We start from the raw sequence: 20891 nt of genomic DNA, 5'->3' as shown, positions 1-20891 counted from the left end.
TCGGCAATGAGCGTTCTACGCTGAAAGTTCGGATTTTCGAGGTTCCTCGAGATTCCAGTCGGTTATTTCCCAGGAACCCGCATTTTGTCCGACGTGCAATTTTCCATGCCGGGACAACTTTCGTTGAGGCAGGGCTCAAGGTGTATCGTGATATCGGCGCCCGGGATGTCGCTCTTGATCTGTGCCTCCAGTTTGTCGGCAATATCATGGGCTTCTTCAATCGACATGTGGCGGCAAACCACCAGATCAAAATCCATGAACTTCTGGGAACCGGCCCGCCGGGTTCGGAGATTGCGGTAATCGACCAGGTCCTCTTTGAAATCATCAAGAAGCCTGGTGACGTCAGCCATTACTGCAGGCGGCAGTTCGGCGTCAAGAACATCACGCATGCCGTGTCTGACAAGTTTGAAGGCTTCGACAATGATATAGGCACCAACCAGGATCGACAGGATCGGATCGATACCGGTATAGCCGGTCAGTTGCAGGATGAAAAGGCCGCCGGCCAGGGCGAGGTTGGTGTAAACATCCATTGAAAAGTGGAGAGAATCTGCTTCGAGAGCCGAAGAATCGGTCTCCTTGGCAACTTTTCGCAGGTAACGGCTGATAGCCAATGAAATCAGGGTACTGAAGATCAATACGGCGATGCCTCCCTGGATCATTTTCAATTCGCTACCCTGAATCAGTCTTCTCGTCGCCTCGAAAATGATCCAGCTGCCGGAGATTGCGATGACAAATGCCTGGACCACGGTGGCTACGGTTTCGTATTTGCCATGGCCGAAGGGGTGGCATTCGTCAGCCGGTTCTTCGGCTTTTTTGATAGCGTAGAAATTAATACTCGACATCAGGATGTCGAGTATGGAGTCGACCGCCGAGGCAAGGACAGCCATGGAGCCGGTGACGATGCCAATTGACAGTTTGATGATGGTCAGAGCCCCGGCGGTGACGACAGAGAGCCGGGCCGCTCCTATTTTTTTGGCAGAATGAACCATGCTGCTCAACTCACCGGACAGGCGTCATTCCATTTGATGAAGCCGTCGTCAGCGATTGCATCAAATTCGTCGATGCGTTGTTGATAGAACTCGAGCGCCAGGCAATGTGCCGCTATTTCATCGGCGGTGTCGTGTGCAATCAGCTCGAGAGCACTGCAGTATTCGTAAAACGCAGCGACGCCGGCCAGCATCTCGCCAAGTTCTTCGAGGTTGGGCTCCATGTTTGAAATGATGTACCAGTTGCCGCCAAACTGCCGAATTCTTTGCGGATCGATGCGGAAGAGGTTGTCGCGACGGTCGGCAATGATAAAATCACGCAGGAAATAATCAGCGCCCCGGGCCCGGCTGCCGGCAGTCAAAGGATCTTCGTTCCTGTTGTCGATCAGGTACTTGTGGAAGGCGGTCAGGAGCTCGACGCAGAGTTTATCGACCTCGATTTCATCATTCAGGCAGCCGATGTTGAAATCGTCAATATTTGCATTCTCTTTAGTCATCTATCTGTTTAATTCCTTTCGGTTTTTTATGGTAGCGAGCTTTATGTAACACCACAGAAATTGCAGGTCAAGAACGAACCGGTAAAAACATGCGAAATAGGGTTTGAAATTGTTTACTTTGCAAAGTCGCTTTGTTAACATAATCACCGCCTGGCGATCTGTAATTCAACAGAAATATCCTGCCGGTACGACTCGCCTTAAAGGTGTTCAAGAGGTTCGGTTTTCATGTCCAAGACAACCCCGATGATGCGTCAGTACCTGGAAATTAAATCCCGGTACCCTGATGCCATCCTGTTCTTCCGCCTCGGTGATTTCTATGAAATGTTCATGGAAGATGCTGTCACCGCTTCGCGAATTCTCGATATCACCCTGACCGCGCGCAACAAGGGAGCCGATGAGGAAATCCCTCTCTGTGGTATTCCTTTCCATAGCTGTCAGCCCTACATTGCGAAGCTGGTTGAGCATGGCCACAAAGTAGCGATTTGCGAACAGGTTGAGGATCCGAAAACGGTCAAGGGACTGGTCAAGCGTGATGTGGTCCAGGTCGTTACTCCCGGTCTTGTGGTCGACAGTGAAAATCTGAAACCTGACCGGAACAATTTCCTGATGGCGCTGGTTGCTGATTCGAACAGTTATGGGATTGCCTTACTTGATGTGTCGACTGGTGAGTTTAGGGTTACCCAGGTTTCTGAAATAGAGACCGTCCGTAGTGAGTTGGCGTCGATCGACCCGACCGAAATTATTGTCATCGATGACTCTTCCGACGGCGAATGGCTTGTGCCATTAAGTGATCTGACCGGGCAGAAGGTCGTCAATACAGTTCCGGCCTGGTCAGCCGATATCGATTATGCGACCGAGCAGTTGCTCGATACCTATAACTGCTCAGGGCTTGAAGTTTTCGGCTGCCAGGGGATGAAAACAGCAACTCAGGCTGCCGGAGCTGCACTCCACTATCTCAAGGAAGCACGCAAAGGCTCGGTGCCGCACCTGCAAACCCTTGTAACCTATCATGTCAGCGATTACATGGTTCTGGATGATGCAACCCGGCGCAACCTTGAGTTGACCGGAACAATGTACGACCGTTCACGGAAAGGTTCATTGCTCGGCGTACTCGATCGGACGGTAACGGCCATGGGAGGCCGACTGCTGCGGCAGTGGATCAATCACCCGCTGGTTGATGCCACACGCATCAGGCAGCGTCAGGAGACGGTGGCTGAACTCGCCGGATCGGCCCTGCTGCGCCAGGACCTTCGATCTTTGCTCGATGGGGTCTATGACCTCGAACGCCTGAACGGCAAGATTGCAATGGCAAGTGCCAATGGCAAGGATCTGGTGGCGCTGCGGGATTCATTGGAGCGCCTGCCCGAGTTGCTGAACCTGATGAGCGCACTGCTGGGTGCGCTCGCGGTTGATTTGAGTGCGCGCATAGATCCGATACCGGAGATCACCGAACTTGTCGCCGCAGCTCTGGTTGATGATCCGCCTTTTGTTCTGCGTGAGGGTGGCATCATCCGTGACGGCTACAGTGAAGAACTCGACGAATTGCGAACAATCAGTCGCGAAGGGAAGGGCTGGATTGCCCGTCTTGAGGCTGAGCAGCGCAAGCAGACCGGAATTTCGTCGCTCAAGGTCCGGTACAACAAGGTATTCGGTTACTATATCGAAGTAACCAAAACCCATCTGGATCGGGTGCCGGAAGAGTACGTTCGTAAACAAACCCTGGCTAATGCCGAGCGTTACATCACTCCGGAACTCAAGGAGTACGAAGACAAGATCCTCGGCGCCGAAGATCGTCTGGTTGAGCTCGAATACGAGCTGTTTCAACAGGTCCGCAAAACGGTAGCGCAACAGGGGGAACGGCTGCAGCAGACGGCGATCGCCCTGGCCACCCTCGATGTCCTTGCGGAGTTGGCTGATATCGCTCATGAGCAGAACTATATCGCTCCTGAAATCGACGATGGTCACGATCTGGTGATTCGGGATGGACGGCATCCGGTCGTTGAAACCATGACCCTCGACGAGCGGTTCGTTCCGAATGATGTTGAGATGGATCTCGAGCAGAACCAGATCCTGATTATTACCGGACCAAACATGGCCGGTAAATCAACATATATGAGGCAGGTTGCGTTGATTGTCCTGATGGCGCAAATCGGTTCGATGGTGCCGGCCGCCGAAGCCCGCATCGGGGTGGTCGACCGGATTTTTACCCGGGTTGGCGCCAGTGACAACCTGGCGCGCGGACAATCGACATTCATGGTTGAGATGACCGAGACAGCCAACATCCTGAATCATGCAACACCCCGCAGCCTGATTGTTCTCGATGAAATAGGTCGCGGCACCTCAACTTTTGACGGGGTCAGTATCGCCTGGTCTGTGGCCGAATATTTGCATGACAATAAAAAGGTTGCAGCCAAAACGTTGTTCGCGACACACTACCATGAGTTGACAGATCTTTCTTTGACTCGGGAACGTGTACAGAACTACAATATAGCTGTCAAGGAGTGGAATGATCAGATCATTTTCCTGCGTCGTATTGTCAAGGGCGGCGCTTCTCACTCCTACGGAATACAGGTTGCCCGGCTCGCCGGCCTGCCACAGGATGTAATAGACCGTGCCAAGGAGATATTGCGGAACCTTGAATCGGGAGAGTACGGGGCGGAAGGTCAGCCGCGACTGGCGCGCCGACAAGGGGAGCCGCCGCCGCAGAAAGCACAGATGGGTCTGTTCAGTACCGATACCGATGCTGTACGGGAAAAACTCGATCAAACTGATATTTCTGTGTTGACGCCGCTGGAAGCATTGAATCTGATTGATGAACTCAAGAGATTGTTGTAGCCAATGATATTGAAACGTTGCCTTATTTTTATGCTGATCCTGATCGTTCCTGCACTCAGCAGTGCAGATTCGTCTGATCGCGTTTATGAAAAAGCCCGCAAAAGTTATTACCGATTGCAGGATTCACAGAAAGATCGCCTCTACCGGCATAACTGGTTGAAGGTGGTCCGGCAGTTTGAAGATGTTTATCGCAATCATGGAGATGGCAATCGCGCCGATGATGCTCTTTTCATGGCCGCCAAGACGACTTTTGAACTTTACGGTATCTCCGGGTTGCTCGATGACGCCCGGGATTCGGCAAGGCTTTTTGATCGCCTGCCCGACAGTTATCCCGAAAGCCGCCTCGCCGATGATTCGTTGAACTTTTCGGCAAAAATTCACGAGACCATCCTTGAAGAGCCGGCACCGGCCTATTCGCGGTATAAACGGATCCTGACCATCTACCCCGATGGTGATATGAGCAAGCGGGCAAGCCGCAAGGTCAAGTCATTGGCCCGATATGCACCGAAAATGAGTCAACCGGCCAAATCGGCGCAGTCTTCACTTACGCCTTCAATCGATGGAAACAGTCTCAAATCGATCCGGTTCTGGTCGAATCCGGGCTATACCCGGGTCGTTCTTGAAATGCAGAACAAGGTCAATTTTACATCTAATTTCCTTAAGGGCGACAGCTCTGGCGAGTCACCGCCAAGAATCTATGTCGATCTTAGCGAAACCATGCCTGTCGGAACTCTTGTCCGGAACCAGGATGTTAATGACGGATTATTGACAAAAATCCGGGCCGGACAACCCGACAGTAAAACGACGCGGGTCGTTCTTGATCTTGAAAGTTTCAGTGACTATAACGTCTTCCCCTTAGCTGAACCGTTCCGTATCGTGATTGATGTCCAGGGGGAAGAACAGGCCGGAACTGTTCAGGTGGCCCGGGCAGACGATTCGATTACGATACCTGGAGGTGCCGACGATGACATCGCCGGATTGCTCAAGTCGGAACCGAAGGAACGACCGCTCAGAGTTCACATTCCTGAGTCACGAAGCGGCCAGGGACTGCGCCGGATCGTGGTCGATGCCGGGCATGGCGGCAAGGACCCGGGCGCTGTCGGCCCGAGCGGTATCCTTGAGAAGGACGTTACCCTGGCAATGGCCAAGGCACTGGCCCGGAAGCTTGAGCAAGAACTGAAATGCGAGGTTATCCTGACCCGCTCCGGTGATACCTTTCTCGAGCTCGAAGAACGGACGGCGATTGCCAATAAGGTCGGCGCTGATCTTTTCATTTCCGTTCATGCCAATGCCAACCGCAATCGAAGGGCCCGCGGCATTGAGACCTACTATCTCAATTTCTCCAAAAACGACAAGGCGGTCGAGGTAGTTGCCCGCGAGAACGGCACATCCCTGAAGCAGGTCGGTGATCTCGAACTGATTCTCATGGATCTTCTGGCTAATTCGAAAATCAATGAATCAAGTCGTTTGGCAGCCGAAATCCAAAAAGCAATGGTCAAAAACCTGAAACGTCACTACAAAGTGAAAAACCTCGGTGTCAGGCAGGGCCCGTTTTATGTTCTGCTCGGGGCAACCATGCCATCGGTTCTTGTCGAAACTGCTTTTATCAGTAACCACTACGAAGAAAAACTTCTGGTCAGCCGGACTTATCAGGATCGTGCGGCTGCGGCCATCGTCAGAGGTGTACACAGCTACGCCTCGGCGCTGAAGCTACTGGCGGCGCGATGACCGGAGAAATGACCCAGACATTCGACACCTACCTGCCGAACGAACTTATCGATTCGTCTGATATCCCGTTTGATGAACGTCGCGACAAGTTGTGTGATGGTGCCCGCCAGCTTCTCGAGAAAACCCGTAAGGATCTATTTGCCCGTCATCGGGCCGGAGCCTCCGGGACCGAAATCGTCCAGTTGTATACAACCCTCGTTGACGCACTGATCAATGCCCTGTTCAAGGCATCGACGGTTGATGCCGATGGTGCGCTACTCAATGAATGTGCCCTGATTGCTATCGGTGGTTATGGTCGTGGCGAACTCAACCCACGATCCGATATCGATATCATGTTCTATTGCGGCAGTAATGATGTCGCAGCACTGAAAAAGACGACTGAGCGGATACTTTACATGCTTTGGGATCTCGGTCTGGATGTCGGTTACTCGGTTCGTTCCGGCCGCGACTGTCTCGACATGGCAAATCAGGACATTACCGCCCGCACAGCGCTCCTCGATTCACGCTACCTCTGTGGTAATCGTGACCTCTACAAGGATTACCAGGAGGATGTTCTAAAGGAAGTCCTAAACCGGAACACCCAGGTTTTTATTACGAACAAGCTCGAGGAAATCGAGAGCCGGCGGAGTAAATACGGCTCGACGGTCTATTTGCTTGAACCGAATATCAAGGAGGGCGAGGGCGGGTTGCGCGATCTTCATTCTGCTCTCTGGATCATGCGGGTTAAATTCAAGGCAATGAGTTTGCTCGATCTGGTTAAAAAGGGTGTAGTCAGCGAACAGGAAGCGGCCGCTTTCACCGCGGCCCTTGATCATATCTGGAAAGTGCGCAACGAACTTCATTTTATTTAACCGCGCAAAAACGAACAGATCAATTTTGATCAGCAGGAAAAGATTGCCCGTTTTCTCGGTTATGTCGACACCAAAAAAGCGTTGGCAGTTGAACTGTTCATGCAGGATTACTACTTTCAGGCAACCCAGATAGAGCACCTGTCATCATCCCTGATCAGTCGGGCGACCGTACAGGATGAAAAGCAGCCGAAGTTTCTCGGCATGTTCGGTAAGAGGCAGATCGATGACTACTTTTATACGTTAAAAGGTGAGCTTCGACTGAGCAAACCCGAGATTATCGAGAAAGAGCCGGCGATGATGATGCGGGCTTTTCTCCTGGCGCACCAACATCAGGTCGAGCTCAGTTACCGATTGAAAAGTTTGATCCGGGATAACCTGTATCTGATCAATAACCAGGTTCGTCGTTCCAAGATGATGGCCGATGGCTTTCTTGAAATTCTTCGTACAATGCGTCCGGACTCCCGGATCTTGCGCGATATGCATCACCTTCAGTTCCTCAATGCCTTCATGCCCGAGTTCCGCCGTATTTACTGCAAGGTGCAGCATGACGCCTATCATATTTACACGGTCGATATGCATTCGATTTTTGCGGTTGAGGAAATAGCTAAACTCTGGTCCGGAGTTTATGAAGAACGTAAACCCCTCTTGACCCGATTGGCTAATGATATCGAAAAACGGGAGCTTCTTCAGCTTTCTGTGCTGTTGCACGATATCGGAAAGGGAGAGGGGAAGGATCACGCAAATAAAGGTGCGGACCTGATACCGAGGATCAGTCGACGTCTGGGCCTCAAGCGCGAGGACAGGGAACGGCTCGAGTTTCTGGTCAGAAACCACCTTGATATGGCCCATATCTCACAGCGCCGTGATCTCAATGACGATAAGCTGATTGATCAATTTGCTACCAAGATGGGTATGACCGAGACACTGAAGATGTTATATCTGCTGACCTTCGCCGATATCAAGGCCGTCGGTCCGGATGTCTGGAGTGAATGGAAAGGGTTCCTTCTCAAGGAGCTCTACCTGAAAGCTTACGATGTCCTTGAACGCGGCAACTTCCGCCTGGATGCCCGTTCTGACCGACTGAAGAACCGGAAGCGTAAGGTTGTTGCTAACCTGGCTGATGAATTTGGCGAAAAACGTGTCAAAAAAGTTCTGCAGACGATGAGTTATCGTTATCTTCTGTCGCACCGCTCACCCGAAATTACCGAACATGTACGGCTTGCCTTCAGTCGGGGGGACAAAAGCCTGGTGCTGTATGTCGAACATGATCCGGCCAGTGATTATTCACAGGTCTTTATTTCAACGGTCGACGTTCCGGGCCTCTTTTCGATGATCACCGGAGTCATGGCTGCCAACGGCATCAATATTCTCGGCGCTCAGGCTTATACCCGCAGTAATGGCGAGGCGATGGACATCCTTCAGGTCCGTAGTTCAACCGAATCGATTGTCGATAATCCGAAAAAATGGCAAAAGGTCGAAAATGAGCTGAACGCGGTACTTGAAGGGCGCAAAAGGGTTGACGAAATGGTGGCCAAGCGGGATTCCGGTATGGGGTTGTTGCCCGAGAAGCCGAAGCCCCGTTTTGCCAATCGGGTCGAGATTGACAATGAGGTCTCGGACCAGTATTCGGTTCTTGATATCTATGCGACCGACCGGGTTGGCCTGCTATACGATATTGCCCGAACCCTGATCGATCTCGGCCTCTATATCGGTGTTTCCAAGATTTCGACCAAAGTCGATCAAGCCACTGATACCTTCTATGTACAGGATATTTTCGGGCAAAAAATTACTGACGAAGAGAAGATCAAGGAAGTCCGAAACGCTCTTCTTGAAGTACTCGATCAACTTGATAAAGATTAGTTTTTCAGCTTCTTATGGATCAATACCTCGACCTTTTCCTGAACTATCTTGTTGTCGAACGGGGCCTGTCAGCCAACACGCTCGACGCCTACGGCCGGGATTTGACCCGCTACCTTGATTACTTGCAAGCTGAAGGGTTTTCCAGCCCGGATGCCGTGACCCCGACGGTTGTTCTCCGTTTTCTTGCCGACTTGAAAAATAATAAGCTTTCGGCCCGAAGTCGTGCCCGGGTGCTGGTCTCTTTAAGGATGTTTCATAAATTCCTTCTTGTTGAGGAGATCGCCGCGACCAACCCGGCAGATCGTGTTGAAGCCCCAAAGAGTATCAAGTCATTGCCGCATACGCTCTCACCGAATGAAGTTGAACGCCTTCTGGCCGCGCCCTCGGGGGAGGAAAACCTCGACTACCGGGACCGGGCAATGTTTGAAGTCCTCTATGCCACCGGTTTGCGTGTTTCGGAATTGATCAGCCTTAAGCTTTCCGATCTGCAACTTGATGTCGGTTACCTCGTCGCTTTCGGCAAACGAAGCAAACAGAGGATCGTTCCGGTCGGTGAGGTGGCGATTGAAGCCCTGCAGCTCTATATCGAGTCAGCTCGACCATTTCTTGAAAAAGAAAAGGCGTGTCCGCATGTTTTCCTGAACCGGGCCGGACAAGGCTTGACACGTCAGGGCTTCTGGAAGATTATTAAACGCCGCACCGCCCAGGCCGGCATCGCCAAAAACATTACACCGCACACCCTGCGGCATTCGTTCGCGACGCACCTGCTCGATAACGGCGCCGATTTGCGGTCGGTGCAGACCATGCTCGGGCACGCCGATATCTCGACGACGCAGATCTATACTCATGTGACCCGGGAACGGCTGAAAAAGATTCACGGGATTCATCATCCCCGAAGTTGAAGGGAATAGTTAACCTTATGAAGTATGTCGTTTTACTTGGTGACGGTATGTCCGATGAACCGATCGAGGAATTGGGCGGCAAGACGCCGCTTGAGCATGCCGAAACACCTAATATGGATCGCCTGGCCCGCGAGGGTGAATGCGGACTCGCACATACGGTTGCAGAAGGCTTCCATCCCGGCAGTGATGTCGCCAATCTTTCGGTGTTCGGTTACGATCCGGCCCTTTGCTACAGTGGTCGCTCACCATTGGAAGCTGCCAGTATGGGGATTGAGTTGGCGCCGGAAGATGTCGCCTTTCGCCTCAACCTGGTCACCCTGACGCCCAATTACGGCAAGTTATATATGGATGATTTTTCGGCCGGACATATTACGACCGAAGAAGCGAACGAGCTGGTCAATTGCCTCCAGAACGAGCTGGGTGGCGATGAGTTCAACTTTTATCCTGGGGTCTCCTATCGCCACCTCATGGTCTGGAAAAATGGCCGTGACAAGCTCGAGTTCGTGCCGCCGCACGACATCAGTGACCAACCGATCGATGGTCACCTGCCGAAAGGTGACGGCGCCGACGAACTGATCAGCCTGATGACTTCAGCCCAGATGCTGTTCAGTCAACACCCGGTTAACACGAGTCGCGAAAGTGAGCGCAAGCTGCCGGCCAATTCGATCTGGCTCTGGGGCCACGGCCGGGCACCGCGGATGGAACCGATGACAGAACGGTTCGGTATCTCCGGTGGTGCGGTGATCTCAGCGGTCGACCTGATTAAGGGAATCGGCATTTACGCCGGCCTCGAGGTCATCAACGTGCCGGGTGCGACCGGCTATATCGATACCAACTACAAGGGCAAGGCAGATGCAGCCCTTGAAGCTTTGAAACAGGGCGATTTCGTCTATCTTCATGTCGAGGCTCCGGATGAGGCAGCGCACAGCGGCTCGCTCGAGGATAAACTGCAGGCGATCGAATCATTTGATCGGGACGTGGTCGGACGTGTTCTTGATGGCCTGCCGGCACTCGGCGACTTCAGGGTTGTGGTCCTCCCTGATCATCCGACACCGGTTGAACGGAAAACGCACACCGCCGATCCGGTCCCCTTTGCAATGTTCTCTTCCGATGGTTCGATCAGCGGCTCATCCCGGTCTTATAGTGAATCCGAGGCCGCTGCCAGCGGTCTTGTCGTAAATCCCGGTCATCTGCTGATGAGTCGGCTGATCGGCCGTTAAACTGACAGGTAAGAGATGCCGCACGTTGAATTTATCAAGCTCGACAAACCGGAGAAGGCCAGATTCCTCTGCGAGCTGGCGGAAGAGTTCTTTTCGACCGGAAGCCGGGTGCTGATCGTCGTGGCCGATGACAATCAGGGGGTAACGCTTGATCGCTTCATCTGGACATGGAAAAAAGGCTCGTTTATTCCGCATGCCTATGATAATGGTGCCGTCGAATGTATCGATGAGCCGGTTGTGATATCAATCCATGAAGAGAACCCTAACGGCTCTGATGTCCTGATCATGGGGAAACCTTGCAGTCTGGCATTCATGCGTCGCTTCAGGTCGGTTATCGATTTTGCCGAGCTCTTTGCCGATGATCTGGCCGATGCTTCACGGGCCCGTTTTGCCGAATACCGGGGGGCGGGCCTTGAACCTCGACTGCGTCAATGAACGCGGCCCTGATTCGAAGGTCAGGTGCGCATCTCTGCTCGAATTTGAACAGGCATGCGAACTGTCAGATGCCGTGGCGTCGGTTCTGCAGTCCTTGCGTTACTGCCCCGGAGATATCCTGACCGTCATCGATCAGCAGTCAGCCAGTTGGCGGGCGCATCTCGATCTGGCCGGTGACCGCTACCAGATTGTCCCTTTTGAAAAGTTTTGCCGGCCGCCGCAAGGTTCTGTGCCGGTTGCACTCGAGCCACGCATCCTGCGTACTGAAACCGCGGCGATTGCGGCGCTGACGATAGTGCAGTACGCCGTCGGTGATTTCTCCCTTTGAATCATATTATGAACAGAAAATTTGACCAGGTCAAAATTGTGCTTGTTGCCCCGCAGGGTGCACTGAATATCGGATCGGTTGCCAGGGCCATGGCTAATTTCGGCTTTTTAAACCTTCACCTGGTCTCACCGCAAGCTGACCACCTCGGGAACGAGGCCCGGCGGATGGCGGTCAAGGCTGCACCGATTCTTGAGAATGCCGTTGTTCACGGAAGTCTTGATGCCGCGCTGGCCGATTGTCGAATCGCTCTTGGCACAACCCGCCGATTTGGAAAATACCGGGAAGATTTTCTTCATCCTGATGAAATCGGTCAATTCGTTCCCTCCGGCATGCCGGGGCAGGGTGCCTGCGCTCTGGTTTTCGGCCGCGAGGACAAGGGGCTGCTGACCGAAGAGCTCGATCTCTGCCAGCGTTTCATAACGATTCCGACCAGCCGTGATCTCCCGTCAATGAATCTGGCGCAGTCGGTTGCAATCTGCCTTTATGAACTCTCACGGTCAGGTTTTGAAAATGCCGAAAAACATGGGCGCAAGGCATTGGCCGATGGCAAAACCCTCGAGCAGTTGTATGATCACATGCGCCGGACGTTACTCGATATCGAATACCTTGATCCCGGGAACCCGGATCATATTCTGCATACCTACCGGCGCATATTCGGCCGGGCGCTGCTCAATGATCGCGAAGTGCGGATTCTGCGCGGTCTGTTAAGCCGGATCGACTGGGTCGAATCGGAGCGGCGGAAAAAGGGAAGTGGCGAAGATGAATGAACGAATCATCTGCTCCAAAAATCTCAAGAACGGACTGAAAGTCGATTTTTGCGAACATGGCAACCGCTATTTCGGTGATTATCACCAGGTCAAGGTCACTGTTCGCTGCCGCATCGATCTGACCACGGAGCTGGTCTCTCCCCGGGTCAGTGTCGACGATCTGGAAAAAGCCCGCAAGTTTTTCGGGGCATCGATAGAATACAGGAAGCTGCTCAGGCAGATGGGAGTTGCCGGCGCCGATGTTGAAAAGGTCCAGTCTGAACTGATTGAAAATTTTGCAAAGAATGCGTTGCAGTATATGGAGAGCAACGATTTTGCCGCCCGTTTTGTTGCCCGGCAGCTTGCCAACCGCAAGGAACGCAGCCGGGTACTCGTGAATCTTCATGATTGAATTGACGATCGATAACCTGTCGTTCGGCGGTCGTGGCATCGGTCGGCATGCCGGTAAAGCGGTTTTTGTTCCGGACGTCATCCCGGGTGAAAAGGTTCGGTGCCGGATCGTTAAAGACCACAAACGTTATAGTGATGCCGAGCTGCTCGAGGTTCTGACACCGTCCCCGGACCGGATCGATCCTGAGTGCCCCGTCGCCGCTGAATGCGGCGGCTGTCAGTGGCAGCATTTGCCGTATGCCCGGCAGCTGCAATGGAAAGAATCTCTTTTTCTCGAGTCCGCCGTGCGTTCCCTGGCGGTTGAATCTGGCAGTGTCAGGCCGATTGTTGCATCTCCCTCGCCCTGGAACTATCGCTGCCGGGCCCAGGTCAAGTGCCGTACAACAGGGGAGGGGCTGATTGCCGGCTTCTACCGGCCGGCCAGTCATTATATCGTTGATATTGAAGAGTGCCCGCTGCTCGCCCCCGAACTGAACCGTTTTTTTCGTGCGCTCAAAAAACAACTCAGCGTCGGTCCCCCGATTCACCACCTCCGGCAGTTCGATCTCTCGGTTGATGTTTATGGTCAACTCTCAGTGATTATTCATTCTCCCGGAAGCGATCCGGATCGGCTGCTGGAAGTCCTGAAGCCGATCGTCGAGACTGACGGTTGCTCCATATTCGCCCGGCTTGGTCATAAGGGGGCTCTCGTCGAACTTTTTCCGGGCAAACAGCAGATTATCCGTCCGCTTCCGGGGTCGCCGATGGAGTTGATGTTCCCTGCTGGTGGTTTCGTCCAGGTAAACCTCGAGCAGAACAAGAGCCTGGTCAGTGCTGTAGTAGCCGCGGTAGCAGCCGATACGCGAGTCCTCGACCTGTATTGCGGGGTTGGGAACTTTTCTCTGCCATTGGCTGAAAAGGCTGCTTTTGTCTGCGGAGTCGAAGATTACTTGCCGGCGATCCTAGCGGCCCGAAGCAATGCGCAATTGCTGCAATCCGATAATCTGGAATTCCGGGCCGATACGGCGGAACTTGCGATCGACAAGCTCTGGCCGCAGATGCAGTTCGATACGGTTGTCCTCGATCCGCCACGGTCGGGTGCTTATGATGTCATGCGTAAACTGTGCAGATATAAGCCTGGTCGGGTTGTTTATGTCTCCTGTGACCCGATGACCCTGTACCGTGATCTTAAACTCCTGCTCGGTAATGGCTATCGAATCGTTTCGATGCGACCTTATGACATGTTTCCTCAGACCTGGCATATCGAATCGATTTCCGTACTTGAGCGAACCGGGACAACTTAGCCTGACTGCCGGTTGCCGTACCGCCGGCAGTCGGGGAATAGAGCTGAAAAAAGCTTAAATAACGGCTTGCAATATTCAGCTGAATTGTGTTAAACATTCATTACTTTTCGAATTGAATCATAAGAAAAGTGAGCTCCGGCTCACTTTTTTTGTTTTTCGGAGACCGTAATGAGCTTGATGAAACGATCACTGGTTGATGAGTTGCTCGATCTGATTGAACCGGTTCTGGAAGATATGGCGTACGAACTGGTTGATCTCGAGTTCAAGCAGGAAGGCCCCGAGTGGTTTCTGCGCATCTTTATCGACAAGGATGGCGGGGTCGGGCTTGATGATTGTGCTTCGGTCAGTCGCGAGATTGGTGCCCTGCTTGAAGTTGAGGATATTATCGAGCCTGCCTATCGGCTCGAAGTTTCATCGCCGGGGCTCGATCGACCACTCAAGAAGCCTCAGGATTTTGAGCGCTTTGCCGAACACCGGGTCAAGGTTAAGACCATTAATCTGGTCGATCCGGACGGTCGCGGCTACGAAAGGAAGACTTTTACCGGAATTCTTCAGGGAGTTCACGATGGGAGAATCCGGATTGAACAAACCGACAAAAAAGGTGGCGAGGTTGAAATCGCCTTGACCGAGATTGGTGAGGCCAACCTCGATCCGGAATTTTAAATCTGGCGGTTTCGATTGCCTGAACAATTAAAGAATATATATCAAGGGGAACACTGATGGTCCTTAATCTGAATCATGTCATCGATCAGGTCGTCAAAGACAAAGGGATAAACCGTGAAGTGCTGGTTGAGGCACTCGAGTCGGCTGTCCTTTCGGCGGCAAACAAGAAATATCGTAACACGCGTGATCTCGAGGCGCATTTCAATAACGAGATCGGCGAAGTTGAACTTTTCGAATTTGTTACGGTTGTCGAGGAAGTTGAAGACTCGTATCAGGAGATAACTCTTAGCGAAGCACGAGAGATTGAACCCGATGCTGAACCTGGTGACTCACTCGGGATGAAACTTGATGCAACCGGCTTCAGCCGGATTGCCGCCCAGACCGCCAAACAGGTTATTATCCAGAAGGTTCGCGAAGCCGAGCGTGAAGGGATTTACAATGAATTCAAGGATCGCATTGGCGAACTGCTAAATGGCATCGTTCGTCGCTATGAGCGCGGTGACCTGATTATTGATCTCGGCCGGACCGAGGCTTTGCTGCCGCATCGCGAACAGGTCCCGCGCGAGAATTATCGTCAGGGTGACCGCGTTCGCGCGTACCTTTCTGAAGTCAAGCTTTCACCAAAGGGTCCGCAGATTATTCTTTCGCGAACTCACCCGGGGGTCGTGGCGTCGCTTTTCAGTTCCGAGGTTCCGGAGATTTCTGAAGGAATCGTTGAAATCATGGGAGTTGCTCGCGAACCTGGCAGTAGAACCAAGATCGCTGTTGTTTCTCATGATTCCGATGTCGATCCGGTTGGTGCCTGTGTCGGCATGCGCGGCTCGCGTGTGCAGAATGTTGTTTCCGAACTACGCGGGGAGAAAATCGATATTATTCCCTGGACGCCCGATATTGCGCGTTTTGCCTGCTCGGCACTTTCTCCGGCAGAGGTGACGCGGGTTTATGTCGATAATGAGGAACAGGCCCTCGAAATCATCGTTCCGGACGATCAGCTGTCGCTGGCGATCGGCAAAAAAGGTCAAAACGTTCGTCTGGCGGCCAAACTGAGTAATTGGCGGATCGATATCAAGAGCGAGTCGAGAGCTGCCGAGGCCGAACTTGAAGAAGCCGCGGCCGAAGAAGAGGCGTCAGATGAAATCACAACGGAATCGCTTCTTGAAAAATACACCAAGGACGAACTGTATCAAATGGCGAAGCAACATGCTATTCCGGGACGTAGCAGCCTCGGCAAGGAAGAGCTCGCGGAAAAACTTGCGGAGATCCTGCCGAATCTGACTCCGGAAGTTGATGAGGATGATGAAACGATACATGCATCGGCTGACCCGAAGGCCGAGGAGGATGTAGAGCAAGATATATGACCCGTGGAAGCCGGACGGTTGAAAGGACCTGCGTTACCTGTCGTAAAAAAGGAGAACAGGATCAGTTCATCCGCTATGTGGCCGGTCCGGAGCAGAAGGTTTATGTCGATTATCGGGATCGACTCCCCGGACGGGGCGCTTATACCTGTGCCGACCGGCGATGTGTTGAAAATGCGGTTCGTAGTAATGCTTTCGACCGCGCTTTTCGACATAAAACAGCAGAGGTTGACCCGGATGGAATTTTAACGACGATCCGCGAAGCAATAAATCAGAGAATCCTGGGGTTGCTCGGGATTGCCCGCAAGGCCGGAGCGGTAGCAAGCGGCCGGAGCGCGTTGCAATCTTTTCTTGAACGTAACGAGATTCGTTGTCTGGTTATTGCCAATGATGCCTCGGATCGCTCACTGAATGAGTTGAAAGCAAGCGCCGAAGTCACCGATTGTGCGATGGCGCGTTTCTCGAGCCAGGAAGAGCTCGGAAAAATTCTCGGTCGGGATAACCGGAATTGTGTTGGCATAAAAGATAAGCATTTTGCTGAATTAATAGCACTGGAAATTTCCAGATTTCAGAAAATAGCAGGGGAGAATTGATGGGCAAGACACATGTTCACGAATTGGCCAAGAAGTTCGGTATCGATGATGCTGAAATTCTTCAGAAGCTGTCCGACCTCGGTATTGATGCGAGCGATACGGAGAGTATTCTGAGTGATGATGATGTTCTGAAATTCGAAGCGGCTCAAACCGGTCAGGAAATGAAGATCGAGGAACAACGGATTAATCCCGGAATCATCCGCCGTCGTAAAAAGGCTGTCGAGAAAAAACCTGAAGCCGAAGAGCCGGTGGCCGAACCGGAAGTTGAAGAAGCCCAGGCTGCTTCGGAAGAATCCCCGACAGATATCGAGCTGGATCAGGTCGTCGCTGATGAACCGAAGGCAGAGCAGCCATCGGCTGAAGAAAAGGCAGAGAAGACCGATGAATCGGAGGCTGAGGAGAGTCAGGAGCAGAAAGAAACCGAGGCTCCGACCAAACCGGAAAAGGTGACTAAGGCAAGCCCGAATCAGGCCAAGATTCTCGGGCGCGTCGAACTGCCGACCCCGGCCGAGAAAAAGCCGCGTAGACCTGCAAGTCCAGACCGCAAGAAGCCATCAGGTCGTCCGGCGGCAGCTGCCGCTGCTGCACCCGGAACCGGTCCCGGTCCCGGTGAAGTTCCACCACCGGAGAAAGAAGGGCGTGGCAAAAAACGGAAAAAAGGTAAGGAGCGGGTCGATTTTGGGCCCGGTGAGAAGCCGCGGCGGCGCGGTCGGCGTGAAGTTTTTGAGCCGGATCGTGACTTCGGTCGCAACAAGAAGAATCGGCGACAGGCGAAGCCGGCGAAAAAGACCGAAATTACCGTCAGCAAGGCGATCAAGCGGATTATCAAGATCAGTGATGTCATCACAGTTGGTGAACTGGCAAAAAGAATGGGAGTCAAGGCCAATGACCTGATTCGGGAGCTGATGAATCAGGGTCAGATGGTCACGATCAATCATCCTCTCGATTTCGAAACAGCCGCGTTGCTTGCTTCCGAGTTTAGTTATGAAGTAGAAAATATTGCCTTTGATGAAGAGACTATCCTCGAGAAATCGGATATTGCCACTAATAAAGAAGAGGACAGCGTTGAAGACCTGGAAGAGCGCTCACCGGTTGTAACCATTATGGGCCATGTCGACCACGGCAAGACCTCACTGCTCGACGCGGTTCGGGCGACGAGCGTAACCGAAGGCGAAGCCGGTGGCATCACCCAGCATATCGGTGCTTATGAAGTTGAAATTAACGGTCGCAAGATTGCCTTTCTCGATACACCCGGTCACGAAGCGTTCACCGCGATGCGTTCACGTGGCGCCCAGGTAACAGATATCGTAGTCCTCGTTGTCGCCGCCGATGATGGCGTGATGCCGCAGACCAAGGAGGCGATCAATCATGCCCGGGCCGCCGGTGTACCGCTTATCGTTGCTGTTAACAAGATCGACAAGCCGGATGCCAACCCCGACCGGGTCAAGCAGGAGCTTGCCGATTACGAGCTGGTGCCGGAAGATTGGGGCGGCGATACGATCTTTGTTGAAGTCTCAGCTAAGCAACAGACCAATCTCGATCAGCTGCTTGAAATGATTCTTCTGCAGGCCGAGGTTTTAGAACTCAAGGCGAATCCGAACAAAAAAGCCAAAGGAACAGTAGTCGAAGCACGTCTCGACAAGGGGCGCGGTCCGGTAGCTACTATTCTGGTTCAGGAGGGGACTCTCAAAATCGGCGATCCGGTCGTAACCGGCGTGCATTATGGCAGGGTCCGGACCATGGTCGACGATCTCGGCAAAACAGTCGAGAAGGCCGGTCCCTCCTGTCCGGTTGAGGTAACCGGTCTTTCCGGAGTTCCGGATGCAGGTGACAATCTGCACGCTGTTGAAGATGAGAAAACCGCCAAGGACGTCGCTCAACATCGGCAACAGAAACTCCGTGAAGCTGAAATGGCGCAGAGCAGCAAAGTTTCTCTCGAACAACTCTATGCGCAAATTCAACAGGGTGATGTCAAGGAACTCAAGACAATCATCAAGGCTGACGTACAGGGCTCGGTCGAGGCGGTCAAGGATTCTCTCAATAAACTTTCGACCGATAACTGCCGACTCATTGTCATTCATACCGCTGTCGGTGGTATTACCGAAAGCGATATTACTCTCGCTTCGGCATCGAATGCGATCGTCCTCGGTTTCAATGTAAGACCCGAGGGGAAGGCAACAGTACTTGCCGAAAAAGAGGGTGTTGATATTCGCCTTTACAACATCATTTATGATGCGGTTGATGACATCCGGAACGCCATGGAGGGTCTGCTTGCCCCGACCTTCCAGGAAAAGGCAATGGGTCGAATCGAGGTCCGCGAGACCTTCCACGTTTCCAAGGTCGGAACGATCGCCGGCTGTTATGTCCTCGACGGCAAGGTCATGCGCAATGCCAAGGCACGCCTGGTTCGTGATAGTATTGTCATCTGGGAAGGAAGCCTCAACTCACTGAAGCGCTTCAAGGATGATGTCAAGGAGGTTCAGGCCGGATACGAGTGCGGTCTCGGTCTCGAAAATTATAACGACATCAAGGTTGGCGATATTATCGAGGCCTATGAGATGGAAGAGATTAAGTCAACCCTCTAGCGGGGTTAATCGATGATCGTCGGTGTTCTGCGTATTGAATTACAGCTTTACTCGCCGCAGAGTTTAAAAGAGAAGCGCTCGGTTGTCCGCAAGATTCTCGGCCGCTGCCGGGAACGTTTCCCGGTCTCCTGTGCCGAAACCGGCCTGCATGACCCGTGGCAGCGATCCGAGATCGGTTTTGTCATAACCGGCAGCGATGATGAATCATTCGATGCATTGTTTGAAAAAATTGAATCTGAAATCATACGGACCGGGTTAGCGGAAATATGCACCCGGTCTACTGATATTTTTCACTACTGAACAAGAGGTTGTTTTGGAATTTAAACGTTCACACCGCGTCGGTGAGGCTATCCTCAAAGAGCTTTCAGTGATCTTCATTAATGGGTTGAAAGATCCGCGAATCGGTTATGTTACCCTGACTGCCGTTGATGTGACTGCCGATCTCGGGATTGCGAAGGTCTATTATACTGTCATCGGCGATGAAGAAACCCGGGCCAGAACGGCACAGGGGATTGAAAAGGCAAAAACTTTTATTCGCCGCCAGCTCGCTCAAAAGCTGAGCTTGCGCCAGGTCCCGGAACTGATTTTCAAATATGACAAGTCGATCGATTACGGAAACCATATCGACACACTGTTGAAGGATATTGCTGATGAGCAAAACGACGATCAAAGCGATTCTTGACGTTATTGACGCCAATGGCCGCTTTCTTGTCGCATCGCATGAAAGCCCTGACGGTGATGCCTATGCATCAACCCTCGCCCTGACTCTCGCCCTGCGTGGTATCGGTAAGGATGTTGTCGCTTTTAATCGCGACGGTGTCGTCGCTCCGTTCGGATTCCTGCCCGGTTCGGATTCGATTGTTGCAGATCTGGAGAAAGAGAAGCCGTTTGACGTCGGATTTGTCGTTGATGCCGGCGAGTTGCACCGGGCCGGCGAAGGGCTGCGCGAAAAGTGTCGGATACTGGTCAATATTGACCATCACCCGTATTCCGAGGATTTCGGAGAATATTATTTTGTCGACGAACAGGCCTGTTCGACCGGTGTCCTGATTTATCGATTGCTGAAAGCGAAGGAACTGCCGATAACAACCGAGATCGCAATCAATATCTATACGACAATTCTCTCGGATACCGGATCTTTCCGCTACTCCAATGCCGATAGTGAAGCCTTCGCGGTCGCTTCCGAAATGATCGGTCTGGGACTCGATGCCTGGGAAATTGCTTCCCACCTGTATGAGACCCAGCCGAGAGAGCGCCTGCTACTGCTCGGCGATGCCCTGCGTACCCTGACGATTTCCCGTTGCGGCAAGTTTGCGTCGGTCTGTGTTTCCTGTGAAATGCTCAGCAAGTACAATGCCGGGCCGGAACATACGGACGGTTTCGTAAATTATCCCCGTTCGATTGAAGGGGTCGAGGTTGCCATCTTCTTCCGCGAGATTTCGCCCAATCTCTACAAGGTCGGATTCCGCTCAAAGGGAGCTGTTGATGTAGGCGCTCTGGCCCGCGAACTCGGCGGCGGTGGTCATCACAACGCCGCCGGTGCCAAGGTCGAAGGCTCCATCGACACTGTCCGCAATGAAGTCTTCAAAAGGCTCGGTATCCTCTGATCTGCT

Annotated in this window: 18 protein-coding genes and 1 pseudogene; 17 read left to right on the top strand and 2 right to left on the bottom strand. The window is 52.7% G+C overall.

Annotation, left to right across the window (positions count from 1 at the left end; genetic code table 11):
• Positions 1-62 precede the first annotated feature (62 nt).
• Both C0623_12270 and C0623_12265 read right to left on the bottom strand, forming a co-directional pair.
• Entirely contained in the window at positions 63-989 is a 927-nt protein-coding gene (locus C0623_12270; GenBank protein ID PLX98442.1) for a cation transporter, read from the bottom strand.
• Between the two features lie 5 nt (positions 990-994).
• On the bottom strand, positions 995-1483 hold the full coding sequence (locus tag C0623_12265; protein ID PLX98441.1) for a hypothetical protein: 489 nt from the start codon (positions 1481-1483) through the stop codon (positions 995-997).
• A gap of 225 nt (positions 1484-1708) precedes the next feature.
• Here C0623_12265 and C0623_12260 point away from each other — a divergent pair, with 225 nt between their 5' ends.
• The 17 genes and pseudogenes from C0623_12260 (at position 1709) to C0623_12180 (ending at position 20885) form a co-directional block, all read left to right on the top strand.
• Positions 1709-4318 (top strand): DNA mismatch repair protein MutS, encoded by a 2610-nt coding sequence (locus C0623_12260; protein ID PLX98440.1) that lies wholly within the window; start codon positions 1709-1711, stop codon positions 4316-4318.
• 3 nt (positions 4319-4321) lie between these two features.
• A complete protein-coding gene (locus C0623_12255; protein ID PLX98439.1) occupies positions 4322-6046 on the top strand; it encodes an N-acetylmuramoyl-L-alanine amidase in 1725 nt (574 codons plus the stop codon).
• 8 nt (positions 6047-6054) lie between these two features.
• A pseudogene (gene glnD / locus C0623_12250) lies at positions 6055-8757 on the top strand ([protein-PII] uridylyltransferase).
• 14 nt (positions 8758-8771) lie between these two features.
• On the top strand, positions 8772-9659 hold the full coding sequence (gene xerD / locus C0623_12245) for a site-specific tyrosine recombinase XerD (protein PLX98438.1): 888 nt from the start codon (positions 8772-8774) through the stop codon (positions 9657-9659).
• Between the two features lie 17 nt (positions 9660-9676).
• Complete coding sequence (locus C0623_12240) at positions 9677-10879, top strand: cofactor-independent phosphoglycerate mutase (GenBank protein PLX98437.1); 1203 nt, start codon at positions 9677-9679, stop codon at positions 10877-10879.
• Positions 10880-10894: 15 nt separating this feature from the next.
• Positions 10895-11314 (top strand): DNA polymerase III subunit chi, encoded by a 420-nt coding sequence (locus C0623_12235; GenBank protein PLX98436.1) that lies wholly within the window; start codon positions 10895-10897, stop codon positions 11312-11314.
• Positions 11238-11642, top strand: a complete 405-nt coding sequence (locus C0623_12230) for a hypothetical protein (protein PLX98435.1) — start codon at positions 11238-11240, stop codon at positions 11640-11642. Before C0623_12235 ends, C0623_12230 begins: the two co-directional genes overlap by 77 nt.
• Before the next feature lie 8 nt (positions 11643-11650).
• Positions 11651-12409, top strand: coding sequence for an RNA methyltransferase (locus tag C0623_12225; GenBank protein ID PLX98434.1), 759 nt, complete (start codon positions 11651-11653; stop codon positions 12407-12409).
• A complete protein-coding gene (locus tag C0623_12220) occupies positions 12402-12800 on the top strand; it encodes a hypothetical protein (GenBank protein PLX98433.1) in 399 nt (132 codons plus the stop codon). The genes C0623_12225 and C0623_12220 overlap by 8 nt, the downstream gene beginning before the upstream one ends.
• A complete protein-coding gene (locus C0623_12215) occupies positions 12793-14082 on the top strand; it encodes an RNA methyltransferase (GenBank protein PLX98432.1) in 1290 nt (429 codons plus the stop codon). Before C0623_12220 ends, C0623_12215 begins: the two co-directional genes overlap by 8 nt.
• A 177-nt stretch (positions 14083-14259) precedes the next feature.
• Positions 14260-14745 (top strand): ribosome maturation factor, encoded by a 486-nt coding sequence (locus tag C0623_12210; protein ID PLX98528.1) that lies wholly within the window; start codon positions 14260-14262, stop codon positions 14743-14745.
• A gap of 56 nt (positions 14746-14801) precedes the next feature.
• Entirely contained in the window at positions 14802-16103 is a 1302-nt protein-coding gene (locus C0623_12205) for a transcription termination/antitermination protein NusA (GenBank protein ID PLX98431.1), read from the top strand.
• On the top strand, positions 16100-16693 hold the full coding sequence (locus C0623_12200) for a hypothetical protein (GenBank protein PLX98430.1): 594 nt from the start codon (positions 16100-16102) through the stop codon (positions 16691-16693). Before C0623_12205 ends, C0623_12200 begins: the two co-directional genes overlap by 4 nt.
• The gene (locus C0623_12195; protein PLX98429.1) at positions 16693-19278 is read left to right on the top strand and encodes a translation initiation factor IF-2; all 2586 of its coding nucleotides are present in this window, start codon (positions 16693-16695) and stop codon (positions 19276-19278) included. Before C0623_12200 ends, C0623_12195 begins: the two co-directional genes overlap by 1 nt.
• Positions 19279-19290: 12 nt before the next feature.
• Entirely contained in the window at positions 19291-19578 is a 288-nt protein-coding gene (locus C0623_12190) for a DUF503 domain-containing protein (protein PLX98428.1), read from the top strand.
• A 13-nt stretch (positions 19579-19591) separates the two neighbouring features.
• Positions 19592-19960, top strand: a complete 369-nt coding sequence (locus tag C0623_12185; GenBank protein PLX98427.1) for a 30S ribosome-binding factor RbfA — start codon at positions 19592-19594, stop codon at positions 19958-19960.
• On the top strand, positions 19929-20885 hold the full coding sequence (locus tag C0623_12180; protein ID PLX98426.1) for a DHH family phosphoesterase: 957 nt from the start codon (positions 19929-19931) through the stop codon (positions 20883-20885). Before C0623_12185 ends, C0623_12180 begins: the two co-directional genes overlap by 32 nt.
• The last annotated feature ends 6 nt before the right edge of the window (positions 20886-20891 follow it).

This window comes from Desulfuromonas sp., from assembly GCA_002869615.1.
Taxonomy (GTDB): Bacteria; Desulfobacterota; Desulfuromonadia; order Desulfuromonadales; family UBA2294; genus BM707.
This window is presented reverse-complemented; position numbering and strand designations above follow the sequence as displayed.